Raw genomic sequence first — 15,537 nt, forward strand, 5'->3', positions numbered from 1 at the left:
GCGCCCCCGCCCTTGTACGGCTACCCCGGAACGGCGCTCGCGCGCTCACCTGCTCATGCGCTCCAGCGCCCATGCGCTCACCAATCGGCCACCGCCAGGCCGTACATGGCCAGCCAGACCAGTCCGATCACGGCGAGGGGGCGGTCGCCGAGGACGACCTCCTCGGGTTCGCCGGCGGTGCCCCGGTCGGCGAAGACGGCGTAGCGCAGGACCGCGAGGACGAAGGCGACCACCGACAGCTGACGCCAGGGCAGCAGGCTGGTGTGCGCGACGCCGCCCTCCTCCAGGGCCCACAGGCAATAGCCGAGGACGGCGACGCCGGCCGCCAACTGCCAGACGAAGCGCAGGTATCCGGTGGTGTACTCGGTGAGCAGCGCGCGCGTGGCGCCCTCCTGGCCCGTCATCCGGACGGCCTCGGAGTAGCGCTTGGCCGACACCATGAACAGCGCCCCGAAGCCGGTGGTGATCAGGAACCAGCGCGACAGCGGGATGCCGAGCGCGAGCCCGCCGACGACGGCCCGCATCAGGAACCCGGTGGTGACGACGACGAGATCGACGACGAGGACGTGCTTCAGGCTGAGGCAGTAGGCCAGTTGCATGCCGAGGTAGGCCGCCAGGAGGGCCGCGACGGCGGGCGGGGCGACCCGGGCCGCGACGACCGGCGCGAGGACGGCGAGGGCGCCTCCCACTGCGTACGCGACCGGCACCGGGAGCTGCCCGGCGGCCACCGGGCGGTGCCGTTTGGTGGGGTGGGCGCGGTCGGCGTCGGCGTCGCGGGCGTCGTTGATCAGATACACGGCGGCGGAGCAGGCGGTGAACAGGGCGAAGACGAGGGCGAGTTCGGCGAGGACCGGCCAGGAGAAGAGCCGTCCCGCGGCGGCCGGGGCGGCGACGACGAGGCTGTTCTTGACCCACTGCTTGGGCCGCACGGCCCGCACCAGTGCCGGTACGGGGCACCGGCGGACGCCCTGCTCCAACAGGGGCGCGGGGAGCGGGGTCGGATCAGTCACGGGCGCTTCCCCGTGCGCCGTGCGCGCCCTCCCTCATCCAGCGCGCTCCCGCGCGCGCCGTGAGCGCCCCGAGGGCCGCGCCCGCCGCCACGTCCGACGGGTAGTGGACGCCGACGACCAGGCGCGAGAGGCACATCGCGGCGGCCAGCGGGGGCGCGGCGTGCACGCCCAGGGCGGCGAAGGCGACGGCCGCGGCGGTGGCGGAGGCCGCGTGCGAGCTGGGGAAGGAGTGCCGGCCGGCGGTGCGCACCAGGGGTTCGACATGGGAGGGGCGCGGACGGCGGACGATCCGCTTCACGCCCATGCTGGCGAGGTGCGCGCCCGCGGTGAGCGCCGTCGCGCGCAGCCAGACGCCGCGCCGCGCGCCGTCCGCGGCGGCGCCCACGAGTCCCGCCGCGAGCCACAGCGCGCCGTGCTCCCCCGCCCAGGACAGGGCGCGCGCCGCGCCGCCCACGCGCGGGTCCGCGCCGTGCGCGCGCAGCGCCGCGAGGATCCGGTGATCGAGGCCGGTCGCGGCGGGGTGCGGGGCGTCCAGGTCGTCCAGGTCGTCCATGTGGCCCACTGTTCCCGTCGGCCCGGCCAGAACTCCCGGTTCATCGAGCGACATCCCATTAATCACCCGTTTCGGGTAGAGCGTAATGTTTCAAATCCAGACGTCCGCATAAGGGGCGATACGGTCGCCGACATGCCAGCCGACACCGCTTCCGGCACCGTTCACGACGCCTTTCGTCCTCTCGCCGCCGACGCCGTCGCCGTCACCGGATGGGGCCGCACCGCCCCCTCCGTCGCCCGGGTGGTCCGCCCCCGGACGTACGAGGAGGCCGTGGCCGCCGTCCAGGGCTGCGGGACGCGCGGCGGCATCCCCCGGGGCCTGGGGCGGGCGTACGGGGACGCGGCGCAGAACGCCGGCGGCGCGGTGTTCGACATGACGGGGCTGGACCGCGTCCACGTCATCGACGCGGCCGGCGGCACCGTGCTGTGCGACGCCGGGGTCTCCCTGCACCGCCTGATGGAGGTCCTGCTGCCGCTCGGCTGGTTCGTGCCGGTGACGCCCGGCACCCGCTATGTGACCGTGGGCGGCGCGATCGGCGCCGACGTCCACGGCAAGAACCACCACGGGTCCGGCTCCTTCTCCCGGCACGTCCTCGCGCTGGAGCTGCTCACCGCCGACGGCACGGTCCGCACGGTGGGCCGGGGCACCCCGCTGTTCGACGCGACCGCCGGCGGCATGGGCCTGACCGGGGTGATCCTCACCGTCACCCTCCGCCTCCAGCCGGTCGAGACGAGCCTCGTCTCGGTCGACACCGAGCGCGCGAGCGACCTCGACGACCTCATGGCCCGGCTGACCGCCTCCGACCACCGCCACCGCTACTCGGTCGCCTGGATCGACCTCCTCGCGCGCGGGGCCGCCACCGGCCGCGCCGTCCTGACCCGCGGCGACCACGCGCCCCTCGCCGCCCTGCCCGCACGCGCGCGCAGGGCCCCGCTCGCCTTCCGGCCCGCCCGGCTGCCGTCCGCCCCCGCGCACCTGCCCGAGGGCCTGCTCACCCGCAGCACCGTGGGCCTGTTCAACGAGCTCTGGTACCGCAGGGCCCCACGCGCGCGTACCGGCGAGCTCCAGACCCTCTCCGCCTTCTTCCACCCCCTCGACGGCGTCCCGCACTGGAACCGGATCTACGGCCGCGGCGGCTTCGTGCAGTACCAGTTCGTCGTCGGGCACGGCCACGAGGACGCCCTGCGCCGGATCGTGGCCCGGATCTCACGGCGGCGCTGCCCGTCCTTCCTCGCCGTCCTCAAACGCTTCGGCGACGCCGACCCGGGCTGGCTGTCCTTCCCCCGGCCGGGCTGGACGCTGGCCCTCGACATCCCGGCGGGCCTGCCCGGCCTCGCCGCCTTCCTCGACGAGCTGGACGAGGAGGTCGTCACGGCCGGCGGGCGCGTCTACCTCGCCAAGGACTCCCGGCTGCGGCCGGAGCTGCTCGCCGCGATGTACCCGCGGCTGGACGACTTCCGCGCGCTGCGCGCGGAGCTGGACCCGCGCGGGGTGTTCGTGTCCGACCTCGCCCGTCGCCTCAACCTCCAGGAGCAGTCGTGAAGGACGCCTTCGGCCTCCCCCAGTCCCTCCTCGTCCTCGGCGGCACGTCGGAGATCGCGCTCGCCACCGCGCGCCGTCTGATCGCCCGCCGCACCCGCACGGTCCGGCTGGCGGGCCGTCCTTCGCCCGCCCTGGAGTCGGCCGCGGCCGAACTGCGCGCCCTGGGCGCTCAGGTGCACACCGTCGACTTCGACGCGCTCGACCCCGCGTCCCACGAGACGGTCCTCGGCAAGGTCTTCGCGGAGGGCGACGTCGACCTGGTGCTGCTCGCCTTCGGCGTGCTCGGCGACCAGGCGCACGACGAACGCGAACCGGCGGCCGCCGTGCGCGTGGCGCAGACCAACTACACGGGCGCGGTGTCGGCGGGCCTGGTCGCCGCGCGCGCGTTGCAGTCCCAGGGCCACGGCTCCCTGGTGGTCCTCTCCTCCGTCGCCGGCGAGCGCGCCCGGCGCGCCAACTTCATCTACGGCTCCAGCAAGGCCGGCCTGGACGCCTTCACGCAGGGGCTGGGCGACGCCCTGCACGGCACGGGCGTCCACGTCATGGTCGTGCGCCCGGGTTTCGTGCGGACGAGGATGACCGCAGGTCTGGAGGAGGCGCCGCTCGCCACCACCCCCGAGGCGGTCGCCTCGGCGATCGAGCTGGGGCTGCGCCGCCGTTCGGAGACGGTGTGGGTGCCGGGCGTGCTGCGCGTGGTGATGTCGGGCCTGCGGCACCTGCCGCGCGGCCTCTTCCGCAGACTGCCGCTCTAGGGCGGGCCGGGGGCTTCCGGCCGGGCTAGCGGGCGGGCAGGGTGTCGCGGTCGGTGTGTGCGGCCTGTGGGGGCACTGTCGGTCCGCCGAAGGGGTACTCGCGGAGCTTGCGCCAGATGCCGTCGGCGCCCTGCTCGTAGAGGGCGAAGCCGGTGCAGGACCACTGCGCCTCGTAGTCGGCGAGCTCCGCGAAGGCACGGTCCATGGCCGCCTCGTCGATGCCGTGCGCCACGGTCACATGCGGGTGGTACGGGAACTGGAGCTCGCGCGCGACGGGCCCGTCGGGGTCGCGGACCTGCTGCTGGAGCCAGGTGCAGGCCGCCGCGCCCTCGACGATCCGCACGTACACCACCGGCGACACGGGCCGGAAGGTGCCCGTGCCGGACAGCCGCATCGGGAAGGGGCGGCCGGCCGAGGCGACCCGCAGCAGATGCGCCTCGACGGCCGGCAGGTCCGCGGAGCCGACCTCGGTCGGCGGGAGCAGGGTGACGTGCGTGGGGATGCCGTGAGCAGCGGCGTCGCCGAAGCCCGTGCGCCGCTCCTGGAGCAGGCTGCCGTGAGGCTCCGGGACCGCGATCGACACGCCGATCGTTACGGTCCCCACGTCGTCTCCTGTCGTCGTGTCAAGCGTGCTCTCGCACGCGTGCTCAGTCGTACGTCTATCGACTGTACGGCCACGGCTGTGCCCTGGGCAGGCGCAGCCGAAGTGATGTGCAGCGCTCTGCCCGGCGGAAGGGGCGTGCGGTGGTGCGCCCTCAGTGCTTCGCGGGCAGGAAGCCCACCCTCTCGTACGCCTGGGACAGGGTCTCCGCGGCGACGGCGCGCGCCTTCTCGGCGCCCTTGGCGAGCAGCGAGTCCAGCGTCTCCGGGTCGTCCAGGTACTGCTGGGTGCGGTCGCGGAACGGGGTCACGAAGTCGACGACGACCTCGGCGAGGTCCGTCTTGAGCGCGCCGTAGAGCTTGCCCTCGTAGCGCTGCTCCAGCTCCGGGATGCTCGTGCCGGTGAGCGTCGAGTAGATGGTGAGGAGGTTGCTGACGCCCGGCTTGTTCTCGGTGTCGTAGCGGACGACCGTGTCGGTGTCGGTGACGGCGCTCTTGACCTTCTTCGCGGTGGCCTTCGGCTCGTCGAGCAGGTTGATGAGGCCCTTCGGCGTGGACGCCGACTTGCTCATCTTGATCGACGGCTCCTGGAGATCGTAGATCTTCGCGGCCTCGCGGAGGATGTACGGCTTCGGGACGGTGAAGGTCTCGCCGAAACGGCCGTTGAAGCGCTCGGCGAGGTCACGGGTCAGCTCGATGTGCTGGCGCTGGTCCTCGCCGACGGGGACCTCGTTGGCCTGGTAGAGCAGGATGTCGGCGACCTGGAGGATGGGGTACGTGAACAGGCCGACGGAGGCGCGGTCGGCGCCCTGCTTGGCGGACTTGTCCTTGAACTGCGTCATCCGCGACGCCTCGCCGAAGCCGGTGAGGCAGTTCATGATCCAGGCGAGCTGCGCGTGCTCGGGGACGTGGCTCTGCACGAACAGCGTGCAGCGGTCCGGGTCGAGTCCGGCGGCGAGGAGCTGCGCGGCGGCCAGCCGCGTGTTGGCGACCAGCTCCTTCGGGTCCTGCGGCACCGTGATCGCGTGCAGGTCGACGACCATGTAGAAGGCGTCGTGCGACTCCTGGAGGGCCACCCACTGGCGGACGGCGCCGAGGTAGTTGCCGAGGTGGAACGAGCCTGCGGTGGGCTGGATTCCGGAGAGCACACGGGGTCGGTCAGAGGCCATGTCCACCATTCTCTCAGGTGTCCGGACCCACTCCGGAACCTGGCGGAAACAGATGCCCCACGGGTGGGAACCGATCGGCCTCCGGCGGTGTAGCAAGAGTGTGAGGACGCGGGAGGGGGGCCGCACCGTCGATGAGGCCGCGGTGATCGCACGCGTACGCGCCGGGGAGCCGGAGGCGTACGCGGATCTGGTGCGGGCCCATACGGGCATCGCGCTGAGGGCGGCCCGTGCGCTGGGGGCGGGCGCGGACGCGGAGGACGTGGTGCAGCAGGCCTTCTTCAAGGCGTACTGCTCGTTGGGGCGCTTCCGGGACGGCGAGTCGTTCCGGCCGTGGCTGCTGTCGATCGTCGCCAATGAGACGAGGAACACGGTGCGGGCGGCGGGCCGGCGGCTGACGCTTGCGGGCCGGGAGGCGGCGATGGCGGAGGCGCAGCCGTTGATACCGGAGTCGGCTGATCCGGCGGTCGCGGCGGTGGCGGGCGAGCGCCGCCTCGCGCTGCTGGCCGCCCTGGAACAGCTCAGCGAGGAGCACCGACTGGTCGTCACCTACCGCTATCTGCTGGAGATGGACGAGTCCGAGACGGCTCAGGCGCTGGGCTGGCCGAGGGGGACGGTGAAGTCCCGGTTGAACCGCGCCCTGCGCAAACTGGGGCGGCTGCTGCCGGAGGGCGGGCTGCGGGAAGGGCGGGAAGGAGGTGACGAGGATGGGTGAGGACCGGGATCCCGGCCTGCCGGAGGAACTGCGGGCGCTCGGGCGGGCGATGCGCCGGCCGGGGGACGACGAGGACGACACCGTGGTCGAGCAGGTGCTCCGGCGGATACTCGCCGAGCAGGCGCCCGTGCCGGTGGCCGAGCCCCGGGGGCCGGCCGAGCGGCTGAGATCGGTGCGCCGCTGGGCGCGGGCGCGATGGCGGGCGATGACGGCCGTGCTGTGCGGGCTGGCCACCGTCCTCGTGCTCACGCCTCCGGTGCGGGCGTCGGTGGCGGACTGGTTCGGCTTCGGCGGGGTCGAGGTGCGGGTGGATCCGTCGGCGGTGCCGTCGACGGGGGCCTCGGCTGGGGCTTCGGCGGGCGTTGCGGTGCCGGGCTGCGAGGGTGCCGTCTCGCTCGGGGAGGCCGCGCGGCGGGCGGGATTCCGGCCGGTGGTGCCGCGCGCGTTCGGGGAGCCGGACGCGGTGACGGTGGTGTCGCTGCCGGGAGAGCGGTCCCTGATCGGCCTGTGCCGACGGGAGGAGGGGCGCACGGTCCGGATCGACGAGTTCCGGGCGGGCCTGGACTTCGCGTTCGTCAAGAGCGTCGCGGAGCAGCCCGAGTTCCTGCCGCTGGACGAGGGCGGGGACGGCGGGGGCGGCGGAGATGGCGAGGGTTCGGGCGACGGTGTGCCGGAGCATGCCCTGTGGTTCCCGAAGCCGCATCTGCTGACGTTCTGGCTGGTGGGCGCGGACGGCGAGCGGTTCACCCGGTCGGAGCGGACGGCCGGGCCGACCCTGCTGTGGACCCACCGGGGCGAGGACGGCGGCGAGTTGACGTTCCGTCTGGAGGGCGTCGGCGACAGGGAACGGGCTCTGGAGATCGCCCGGTCGGTGACCTGACGCCCCGTCCCGGCCCCGGAGGTGGCCCCGACCCCTAACCCTGAGGCGGCCCCGGCCCCGGTTCCCGGAGGCGACACGAGAACGGCGCGGGAAAGTGGGAACCCCGGCGGGCCGGGCGGTGTACCAGGAATGACACAGCGGGTGCGGGCGGGCCGCACCGGTTCGAGCATGGGGGTGTCGGATGCGCCGGTTGCGTGAACTGATCGCTCTGCTGGGGGCGTTGGCGGCGGCCTTCGCGGGTGTGGTGCTGGGTGCCGCGCCCGCGGCGGCGGGCGGGCCGACGAGTGTGCTGCTGGCCTCGCCCACGAGCCAGGAGACCGCCTCGCTGTACGGCACCGAGAACGACTACGGCCGGCTGGAGAGGCTGCTGCACGCGTCGGGCGGGTCGAGCGGGGGCGGGGCGGCGCCGCCGAAACCGGAGGAGATGACGGGGCACATGGTCAACGTCACGTGGCTCGCGCACGACGTGCACCCCTGGCGGGTGGACCGGGTGTACCGGCTCGCGCCCGCCGACCGGGGGATCTGGATCCATACGTCCATCGAGGCCTCGTCGGCCGGCGTCTGGCACAGGGCGAAGGACGACGGGCAGTTGCGGGCGCTGCTCACCGAGCTGGGCGTGATGGGCGCGCCGGCGAGCGGGGAGTTCGGCGGCCTGCCCGCCGCGACGGCGGAGGAGTCCGCGGCCGGGGCGGCGCAGGCCTCCTCGGAGCCGTCCGCCGGTGAGGACGGGCCGGTCACGAGGTCGGCCGGCGCCGCGGACCCGGCTCTCGGCGCGAACTGGTGGTGGGCGATACCGGGGCTCGGGCTGGGCCTCGCCCTGGGCTTCGGCAGCGCCCTGCTGACGCGCCGTGCGGCGGCGCCGGAGGGTTCCGGGCCGCCGCACGAGCCGCGACAGGAGCTCATCGACCGGTAGCGCGGGCGGTGCGGCCCGCGCTCCGGGCGGGGTCAGCCGAGGTCGATGTCCGGGTACAGGGGGAAGCCCGCGACCAGGTCCGTGGCGCGCTGGGCGATCTCCTCGGCGACCTTGGCGTCCAGCACGTGGGAGGCCTTGCTCGGGGCGCCCGACTTGGTGGTGCCCTGCTCCGTGGTGGTGAGGACCCGGTCGATCAGGGCCGCCACCTCGTCCATCTCCGCCGTGCCCAGGCCGCGGGTGGTGAGCGCCGGGGTGCCGATGCGGATGCCGGAGGTGTACCAGGCGCCGTTGGGGTCGGCGGGGATGGCGTTGCGGTTGGTGACGATGCCGGAGTCGAGGAGGGCGGCCTCGGCCTGGCGGCCGGTGAGGCCGTAGGAGGTGGCGACGTCGATCAGGTTGAGGTGGTTGTCCGTGCCGCCGGTGACCAGGGTCGCGCCCCGGCTCGTCAGGCCCTCGGCCAGCGCGCGGGAGTTGTCGACGATGCGCTGGGCGTAGTCCTGGAAGGAGGGCTGCCGGGCCTCGGCGAGGGCGACGGCCTTCGCGGCCATGACGTGCGGGAGCGGGCCGCCGAGGACCATCGGGCAGCCGCGGTCGACCTGGTCCTTGAGGGAGTCGTCGCACAGGACCATGCCGCCGCGCGGGCCGCGCAGCGACTTGTGGGTGGTGGTGGTGACGATCTGGGCGTGCGGGACCGGGTCGAAGTCGCCGGTGAGGACCTTGCCGGCGACCAGGCCGGCGAAGTGCGCCATGTCGACCATGAGGGTCGCGCCGACCTCGTCGGCGATCTCGCGCATGATCCGGAAGTTCACCAGGCGCGGGTAGGCGGAGTAGCCGGCGACGAGGATCAGCGGCTTGAACTCGCGGGCGGAGGCGCGCAGGGCGTCGTAGTCGATCAGGCCGGTGGCCGGGTCGGTGCCGTAGGAGCGCTGGTCGAACATCTTGCCGCTGATGTTGGGCCTGAAGCCGTGGGTGAGGTGGCCGCCGGCGTCGAGGGACATGCCGAGCATGCGCTGGTTGCCGAAGGCCTGGCGCAGCTCGGCCCAGTCGGCCTCGGAGAGGTCGTTGATCTGGCGGGCGCCGGCCTTCTCCAGGAAGGGGGCCTCGACGCGGTCGGCGAGGACGGCCCAGAAGGCGACGAGGTTGGCGTCGATGCCGGAGTGCGGCTGGACGTAGGCGTGGCGGGCGCCGAAGAGTTCGCGGGCGTGCTCGGCGGCGAGGGACTCGACGGTGTCGACGTTGCGACAGCCGGCGTAGAAGCGGCGGCCGACGGTGCCCTCGGCGTACTTGTCGCTGAACCAGTTGCCCATCGCGAGCAGCGTGGCCGGGGAGGCGTAGTTCTCGGAGGCGATCAGCTTGAGCATCTCGCGCTGGTCGGCGACCTCCTGGCCGATCGCGTCGGCGACGCGCGGCTCCACGGCGCGGACGACGTCGAGGGCGGCGCGGAAGGCGGTGGACTGGGTGGAGAGGGACTGCTGCTCTGACATGTCGTCGGCCTCCGGTGGCGTGGCGTATGAGCGGTCACGGTTCTCGGTCTGGCCCAGGCGCACGGCACTGTTGTTCACTCCCGGGCCGCTCCCCGATGGTTTGTCCCATCCCAGCGCGCCAGTCACGGCCCGCGGTCAGCCTACCGGCCGGGCCGGAACGCCGAGATCCCGCGTCCACCATGCGAGCGACGCCCCCGGCGTCCGATCGCTTCCTTTCGTCTGCGTTCCGTATGCGTTCGATCTCTGCGGCATTTTTGTCAAGGGGCAGGGATGGTGCGCCATTCCGGCCGTTCGCGCAAGCGCTTTCAGGAATTCTATGGAAAGTTACCGTTGGTATGGACCGCCATAGCTGTCGAGCGCACCTCAAAAAGGACAAAGAATGACGTTCCGGGTGGCCGAAAAAACTTCATTGAACCTTGAACACTGCCGTTCCTGGGGCCGTACTCGAAACCGTGACCAGTAATCCCGTCACCGTTACCGTGGCCTACCACGTGGTGCCGGGCCACGAGTCGGACTTCCACTCCTGGGGCTGGGCCATGCTGGCCGCGAGCGCCCGACAGCCGGGCTTCATGGGAGGTGGTGTCCTTGTCGACGGAGAGGCGGAGTGGCATGTGGTCTACCGCTTCGCCGGCGAGAGCGCCCTTCTGGCCTGGGAGGAATCGGCCGCCCGACGACAGTGGGACATCGAGGCGGTGGGGTTCGCCCGACAGGCGGGCCGCAAGAGTGTTCGGGGCGGCAAGGCGTGGTTCGACGCCCAGGCCCCACAGCCCTCCCCGCCGGCCCCGCCGTCGAAATGGAAGCTGTGGTTCGTGAATATGAGCGCCGTTTTTCCTCCGGTTCTCCTGTTCAATATCATCGTGCTTCCTTATCTGGGCGGACTCAATCCTTTCATTCGTACGCTGTTGCTGTGCCTCTGCGTGACGGCGCTCGTCACCTGGATTCTTATGCCGCGCCTTCAGCGATTCTTCAAGAAATGGCTGTATCCACCGCTACGGGCGCTCCGCGGACGGCACAAACGCACCGCGTAGGCCGGGAACGACCAGAGGGAGGTGGGCGGGTGAAGACCCTGCTCATCGACAATTACGACTCGTACACGTACAACCTGTTCCAGCTGATCGCCGAGGTGAACGGCGAGGAGCCGGTGGTGATCCTGAACGACACCCCGGCGGACGCGGTTCCGGATCTCGCGGATTTCGACAACGTGGTGGTGTCCCCCGGGCCGGGGCACCCGGAGAACGCGCGCGACTTCGGTATCGCGGCCCGGGTGATCGCCGGTTCCACACTGCCCGTGCTCGGCGTCTGTCTGGGGCACCAGGGCATCGCCCTCGGGGAGCACGGCCGGGTGGTGCCCGCGCCGGAGCCCCGGCACGGATTCCTGACCTCCGTCCGGCACGACGGCCGTGACCTGTTCCAGGGGCTGCCGCAGGACTTCACCGCGGTCCGCTACCACTCGCTGGCCGTGCGCGAGCCGCTGCCGGACAGCCTGGAGGCCACCGCCTGGGCCGAGGACGGCGTGCTGATGGGGCTGCGGCACCGCAGCCGGCCGTTGTGGGGTGTGCAGTTCCACCCGGAGTCGGTGCTCACCGAGTACGGCCACCGCATGCTGGTCAACTTCCGCAATCTGACGGCGGAGCGGGCGCGCAAGCTGCGCGCGAAGAACACCGCGGTACCGCCGACGGCGACCGCCCGCACCGGAAGCACCCTCCGCTCCGCGGGCGCGATCAGACATCCCGGAGCACTCGCCCTCCCGACGACCGGCACCCCGACGGGCACGACGGACACGACGCCGACAGCGGCAGCGACGCCGGGGGCGTCGCCCGCTCCGGCGAAGCCCGCAGCGCCGGGCGCGGCAACGCCTTCCGGGACGGCGACACCCTCCGGGAGCGCGACAGCGCCGGGGACGGTGACACCTTCCGGAACGGCGACAGCATCGCCGGCGACCACGACTCCCGGAGCGGCGACAGCACCGTCGGCGGCCACAGCGCCCGGGGCGGCAACAGCACCGGGGACGGTGACACCTTCCGGGACGGCGACGGCGCCGGGGACGATGACGACACCGCCCGCCGCCGCGGCACCGGTGGCCCCCATCTCGCAGGTGGCGTCCACCGCACAGGTGACCTCCACCGCCGCGGTGCTCCCCCTGGCTGCCCTCGCCCAGGCGACGGCACCCGTCCCGGCGAGCGGTGCCACCCCCGCGGGGAGGGACGCCTCGACCTCCGAGCCCGGCCGGCAGGCCGCCGACGCCCCGGCTGGCCCTGCCGGCCCCGCCGCCCCGGCAGCCTCCGGCACCGACTCCCCCGCCGCCCGGCCCCGACCGGCCGCCGCCACCGACGCCGACGCGGACACCGCCACCGACGCGGACACCGGCACCGGCACCAGCACCAGCACCAGCACCAGCACCAGCACCAGCACCAGCCAGGGCACCCCGCCCACCGGCACAAGCCTCGGCACCCCGCCCACCGGCACCGCCATCACCCCCACCCCCGCCACCGCCCCGGCGGTAGTCGGCCGCCGTAAGGGGGTCGTCATTCCGCGGCCGCGTCGGGCCGAGGGTCTCGGGTATCGGCTGCACAGTCGGCGGATTGACGTCGCGGTCGACGCCGAGGAGGCCTTCGCGGGGATGTACGCGGGGTCCGACCGGGCGTTCTGGCTGGACAGTTCGCTGGTCGAGGCGGGGCGGTCGCGGTTCTCGTTCTTCGGGGACGGCAGCGGGCCGCTCGCCGAGTTCGTGCGGTACGACGTCGACGCCGGGCGTTGCGAGATCGAGCGGGCGGGACGGCCCCCGCGCAAGGTCAGGGCGAGCGTCTTCGACTATCTCAAGCGGCAGTTGGCGAACCGCCGGGTCGACCCCGGCGACCTGCCCTTCGGCTTCACCGGCGGCTACGTCGGCTACTTCGGCTACGAGACGAAGGCCGACTGCGGCTCCCCCAACCGGCACAGCTCCGACGTCCCCGACGCCTGCTGGCTGTTCGCCGACCGGCTGATAGCCGTGGACCACGAGGAGGGCGTCACCTACGCGGTCTGCCTCGCGGAGGACACCGCGCAGGCCGCCCGGGAGGCCGTCGACTGGCTGGAGGCGGCGCAGGCCCGGCTGATCCGCCTGGTCACCGACCCCGGCCCCGGTCTGCCGACGCCGCCCGTGCCCACGGCGGAGCCGGACCCCGCCGCCGCCGAACCCTGGCTGGTCCGCGACCGGGCCGCCTACCTCGCCGACATCGCCGCCTGCCGACGGGAACTGCTCGCCGGCACCAGCTACGAGGTGTGCCTCACCGACGCCGCCCGGCTGCCCGCGCCGCCCGACCCCTTCGCCTTCTACCGGGTGCTGCGCCGCACCGACCCGGCGCCCTACGGGGCCTTCCTGAAGTTCGGCGATCTCGACGTGGCCGGCTCCTCCCCCGAGCGGTTCCTGCGGATCACCCGGGACGGCGTGGCCGAGGCCAGGCCCATCAAGGGCACCGCGCCCCGCTCCGACGACCCGGTGGAGGACGCCCGGCTCCGGGACGCGCTGGGGGCGGACGCCAAGACCCGCGCCGAGAACCTGATGATCGTCGACCTGCTCCGCAACGACCTCGGCCGGCTCTGCCGGACCGGCACGGTGCGGGTGACCGGCCTGATGGAGGCCGAGACGTACACGACGGTGCACCAGCTCGTCTCCACCGTCGAGGGCCGGCTGCGCGAGGGCACGGACGCGGTGGACTGCGTGCGCGCCTGCTTCCCGGGCGGCTCGATGACCGGCGCGCCGAAGCTCCGCACGATGGAGATCATCGACGGCCTGGAGACCGAGGCCCGCGGGGTCTACTCCGGCGCCCTCGGCTACCTGGGCTGCGGCGGCGACGCCGACCTCAACATCGTGATCCGCACTGCGGTCGTCGCCGACGGGCTGATGCACGTCGGGGCCGGCGGGGCCATCGTCCTCGACTCCGATCCGGTCGCGGAGTACGAGGAGATGCTGCTGAAGACGGCCGCGCAGACGCGGGCGCACACCGCCGCGACGGCGTGGCGCCCCGGGCCGGCCACGGAGAGCCCGGAGCCCGAGCGCGAGCAGCACGAGCGTCCGGAGCCCGAGCCCGCGCAGCACGAGCGTCCGGAGTCCGAGCGCCCACGGAGCCGCCAGCCCCGTGAGCCCGAGCACCCGCAAGGCCGGCAGCCCCGCGAGCCCGAGTCCGAGAAGCGCCGGGCGTCCCAGGCGCGCCGGGAGTCGCAGGGCCGCCGTGAGCCTGCTTCCGCCCCCCGCGGTCCCCAGCCGCGCCAGACCACCGTGCGCGGCGACACCAGGGCCCCGCAGAGCCCGGCGCGCGGTGACACCCGGGCCTCGCAGACCACCCCCCAGATCGTCACCCCGGAGCTGGCCCCATGACGTCACCGCAGTCCACGCTGTCCCCGGCCGACATCGACGCCCCAGGGAACCTCGCGGCGCACCTCGCCGTGCTCGCCGAGCAGCGCGGCTGGCACGACCGGGTCGCCTTCCACCAAGGGCACCGGGCCTGGACCCACGGCGAGGTGCACACGCTCGCGGCCGGCGCGGCCACCGTGCTCGCCGACCACGGCGTACGCCCCGGCGACCGGGTGCTGCTCGCGCTGCCGGACGGGATCGCCTGGGTGGTCGCCTTCCTCGGCGCGGCCCGCGCGGGAGCCACCGCGGTCCTGGTGAACCCCGAACTCCCCGCCCGGGAGCACGCGTTCATGGCGGACGACACCGACGCCGCCCTGTGCGTCACCGGTCCGGGCCTGGAGGGCCGTTTCACCGGCCGGGCGCAGCTCGGCGCGGACCAGCTCCTCGCGCTCGCGCCCCTCGCCGAGCCGGCCGCCGCCCACCCGGTGGACGAGCGCGACGCGCTGTACATCCAGTACACCTCGGGTACGACGGGCAGCCCCAAGGGCGTCGTGCACCGGCACGGCGACCCGCGTCTGTACCACGAGCTGGTGGGCCGGCGGCTGCTGCGGATCACCGAGGACGACGTCACGCTGTCGGTGTCCAAGCTGTACTTCGCCTACGGCTTCGGCAACGCGTTCGTCTTCCCCCTCTTCTCCGGCTCGTCCGCCGTGCTCACCGGCCGGCGTCCGACGCCGGCCGCCGTGGACGAGCTGGTCGCCCGCCACCGGGTGACCCTGCTCTACTCCGTGCCGTCCGCGTACGCCGCCCTGGTGGCCGACCGCGGCAGCGGGCACGAGGCCTGCTTCTCCTCCGTGCGGGCCGCGGTGTCGGCCGGGGAGGGCCTGCCGGCCGTGCTGGAGAGACAGATCGTGGACCTGCTCGGCGCGCCGGTGCTGGAGCAGATCGGCTCCACCGAGGCCGGGCACGCCTTCTGCGCCAACAGCCCGGCCCACAACCGCCCCGGCACCGTGGGCCGTCCCGTGCCCGGCTTCGAGGTGGAGCTGCGCGACCGGGACGGGCGTCCGGTGCCGGAGGGCGCGGAGGGCGAGCTGTGGGTGCGCGGGCCGTCGGTGACGGCCGGCTATCTGAACCGGCCCGAGGAGACCGAACGGGCCCTGGTCGGCGGCTGGTTGGCCACCCGTGACCGGGCGCGACGCGAACCGGACGGCACGTACCGGCACTTGGGCCGCTCCGACGACATGGAGATGGTCGGCGGTATCACGGTCTCGCCGCTGGAGGTGGAGGACGTGCTGCGGAGCCATCCGGCGGTGCGGGAGGTCGCGGTGGTGGCCGTCCGGGACGGCGGGGGTTCCAGCAGGCTGCGGGCCTTCGTCGTGCCGCGCAGCGCGCCGCGGGACGGTCTGGAGGACGACCTGATCGGGCTGACGCGGGAGCGGCTGGCCGCCTTCAAGGTCCCCCGCAGCGTCAGCTTCGTCCCGTCGCTCCCGCGCACCCCGACCGGGAAGCTCCGCCGCCATCTGGTCCGCAAGGGCGCCTGGTGACCCCGCCCGCCGCCACGCCTCCTCCCCGTCCGGGGAGACCCCTGA

At 73.6% G+C, this 15,537-nt stretch carries 13 protein-coding genes and 1 riboswitch; of the genes, 8 read left to right on the plus strand and 5 right to left on the minus strand.

Going from position 1 to position 15,537, the window contains the following annotated elements; genetic code table 11:
* Positions 1–77: 77 nt before the first annotated feature.
* Entirely contained in the window at positions 78–980 is a 903-nt protein-coding gene (locus tag ACFYX4_RS07690; RefSeq protein WP_389328638.1) for a decaprenyl-phosphate phosphoribosyltransferase, read from the minus strand.
* 22 nt (positions 981–1,002) lie between these two features.
* Positions 1,003–1,563, minus strand: a complete 561-nt coding sequence (locus ACFYX4_RS07695; RefSeq protein ID WP_389327578.1) for a phosphatase PAP2 family protein — start codon at positions 1,561–1,563, stop codon at positions 1,003–1,005.
* A gap of 132 nt (positions 1,564–1,695) precedes the next feature.
* On the opposite strand from ACFYX4_RS07695, the gene ACFYX4_RS07700 reads away from it, so the two are divergent.
* Together ACFYX4_RS07700 and ACFYX4_RS07705 are read left to right on the plus strand one after the other, a co-directional pair.
* On the plus strand, positions 1,696–3,105 hold the full coding sequence (locus ACFYX4_RS07700) for an FAD-binding protein (protein ID WP_389327581.1): 1,410 nt from the start codon (positions 1,696–1,698) through the stop codon (positions 3,103–3,105).
* On the plus strand, positions 3,102–3,857 hold the full coding sequence (locus ACFYX4_RS07705) for a decaprenylphospho-beta-D-erythro-pentofuranosid-2-ulose 2-reductase (RefSeq protein WP_389327584.1): 756 nt from the start codon (positions 3,102–3,104) through the stop codon (positions 3,855–3,857). Before ACFYX4_RS07700 ends, ACFYX4_RS07705 begins: the two co-directional genes overlap by 4 nt.
* Positions 3,858–3,882: 25 nt before the next feature.
* On the opposite strand, the gene ACFYX4_RS07710 is transcribed toward ACFYX4_RS07705, so the two are convergent.
* A complete protein-coding gene (locus ACFYX4_RS07710) occupies positions 3,883–4,461 on the minus strand; it encodes a 2'-5' RNA ligase family protein (RefSeq protein ID WP_389327587.1) in 579 nt (192 codons plus the stop codon).
* Between the two features lie 151 nt (positions 4,462–4,612).
* Positions 4,613–5,626, minus strand: coding sequence for a tryptophan--tRNA ligase (gene trpS / locus ACFYX4_RS07715; protein ID WP_389327590.1), 1,014 nt, complete (start codon positions 5,624–5,626; stop codon positions 4,613–4,615).
* Between the two features lie 142 nt (positions 5,627–5,768).
* Here trpS and ACFYX4_RS07720 point away from each other — a divergent pair, with 142 nt between their 5' ends.
* The 3 genes from ACFYX4_RS07720 (at position 5,769) to ACFYX4_RS07730 (ending at position 8,131) form a co-directional block, all read left to right on the plus strand.
* Positions 5,769–6,338 (plus strand): RNA polymerase sigma factor, encoded by a 570-nt coding sequence (locus ACFYX4_RS07720; RefSeq protein WP_389327594.1) that lies wholly within the window; start codon positions 5,769–5,771, stop codon positions 6,336–6,338.
* Entirely contained in the window at positions 6,331–7,218 is an 888-nt protein-coding gene (locus ACFYX4_RS07725) for a hypothetical protein (RefSeq protein WP_389327597.1), read from the plus strand. The genes ACFYX4_RS07720 and ACFYX4_RS07725 overlap by 8 nt, the downstream gene beginning before the upstream one ends.
* A gap of 181 nt (positions 7,219–7,399) precedes the next feature.
* The gene (locus ACFYX4_RS07730; RefSeq protein WP_389327600.1) at positions 7,400–8,131 is read left to right on the plus strand and encodes a hypothetical protein; all 732 of its coding nucleotides are present in this window, start codon (positions 7,400–7,402) and stop codon (positions 8,129–8,131) included.
* 32 nt (positions 8,132–8,163) lie between these two features.
* Here the strand turns inward: ACFYX4_RS07730 and ACFYX4_RS07735 are convergent, their stop codons facing one another.
* Positions 8,164–9,615, minus strand: coding sequence for a glycine hydroxymethyltransferase (locus ACFYX4_RS07735; protein ID WP_389328641.1), 1,452 nt, complete (start codon positions 9,613–9,615; stop codon positions 8,164–8,166).
* Positions 9,616–9,659: 44 nt separating this feature from the next.
* A riboswitch (ZMP/ZTP riboswitch) is annotated at positions 9,660–9,751 on the minus strand.
* Positions 9,752–10,067: 316 nt separating this feature from the next.
* Between ACFYX4_RS07735 and ACFYX4_RS07740 the strand changes: the two genes are divergently transcribed.
* Genes ACFYX4_RS07740 through ACFYX4_RS07750 form a run of 3 tightly spaced genes read left to right on the plus strand, consistent with a single transcriptional unit; the run spans position 10,068 to position 15,492 of the window.
* Positions 10,068–10,643 carry a hypothetical protein gene (locus ACFYX4_RS07740; RefSeq protein ID WP_389327603.1) on the plus strand — a complete coding sequence of 192 codons (576 nt, stop codon included), beginning with the start codon at positions 10,068–10,070 and terminating at the stop codon, positions 10,641–10,643.
* Positions 10,644–10,672: 29 nt separating this feature from the next.
* On the plus strand, positions 10,673–13,972 hold the full coding sequence (gene pabB, locus ACFYX4_RS07745; protein ID WP_389327606.1) for an aminodeoxychorismate synthase component I: 3,300 nt from the start codon (positions 10,673–10,675) through the stop codon (positions 13,970–13,972).
* Positions 13,969–15,492, plus strand: a complete 1,524-nt coding sequence (locus ACFYX4_RS07750) for a benzoate-CoA ligase family protein (protein WP_389327609.1) — start codon at positions 13,969–13,971, stop codon at positions 15,490–15,492. Before pabB ends, ACFYX4_RS07750 begins: the two co-directional genes overlap by 4 nt.
* The last annotated feature ends 45 nt before the right edge of the window (positions 15,493–15,537 follow it).

Origin of the sequence: Streptomyces sp. NPDC002328, assembly GCF_042890065.1 — a bacterium.
Classification (GTDB): Bacteria; Actinomycetota; Actinomycetes; order Streptomycetales; family Streptomycetaceae; genus Streptomyces.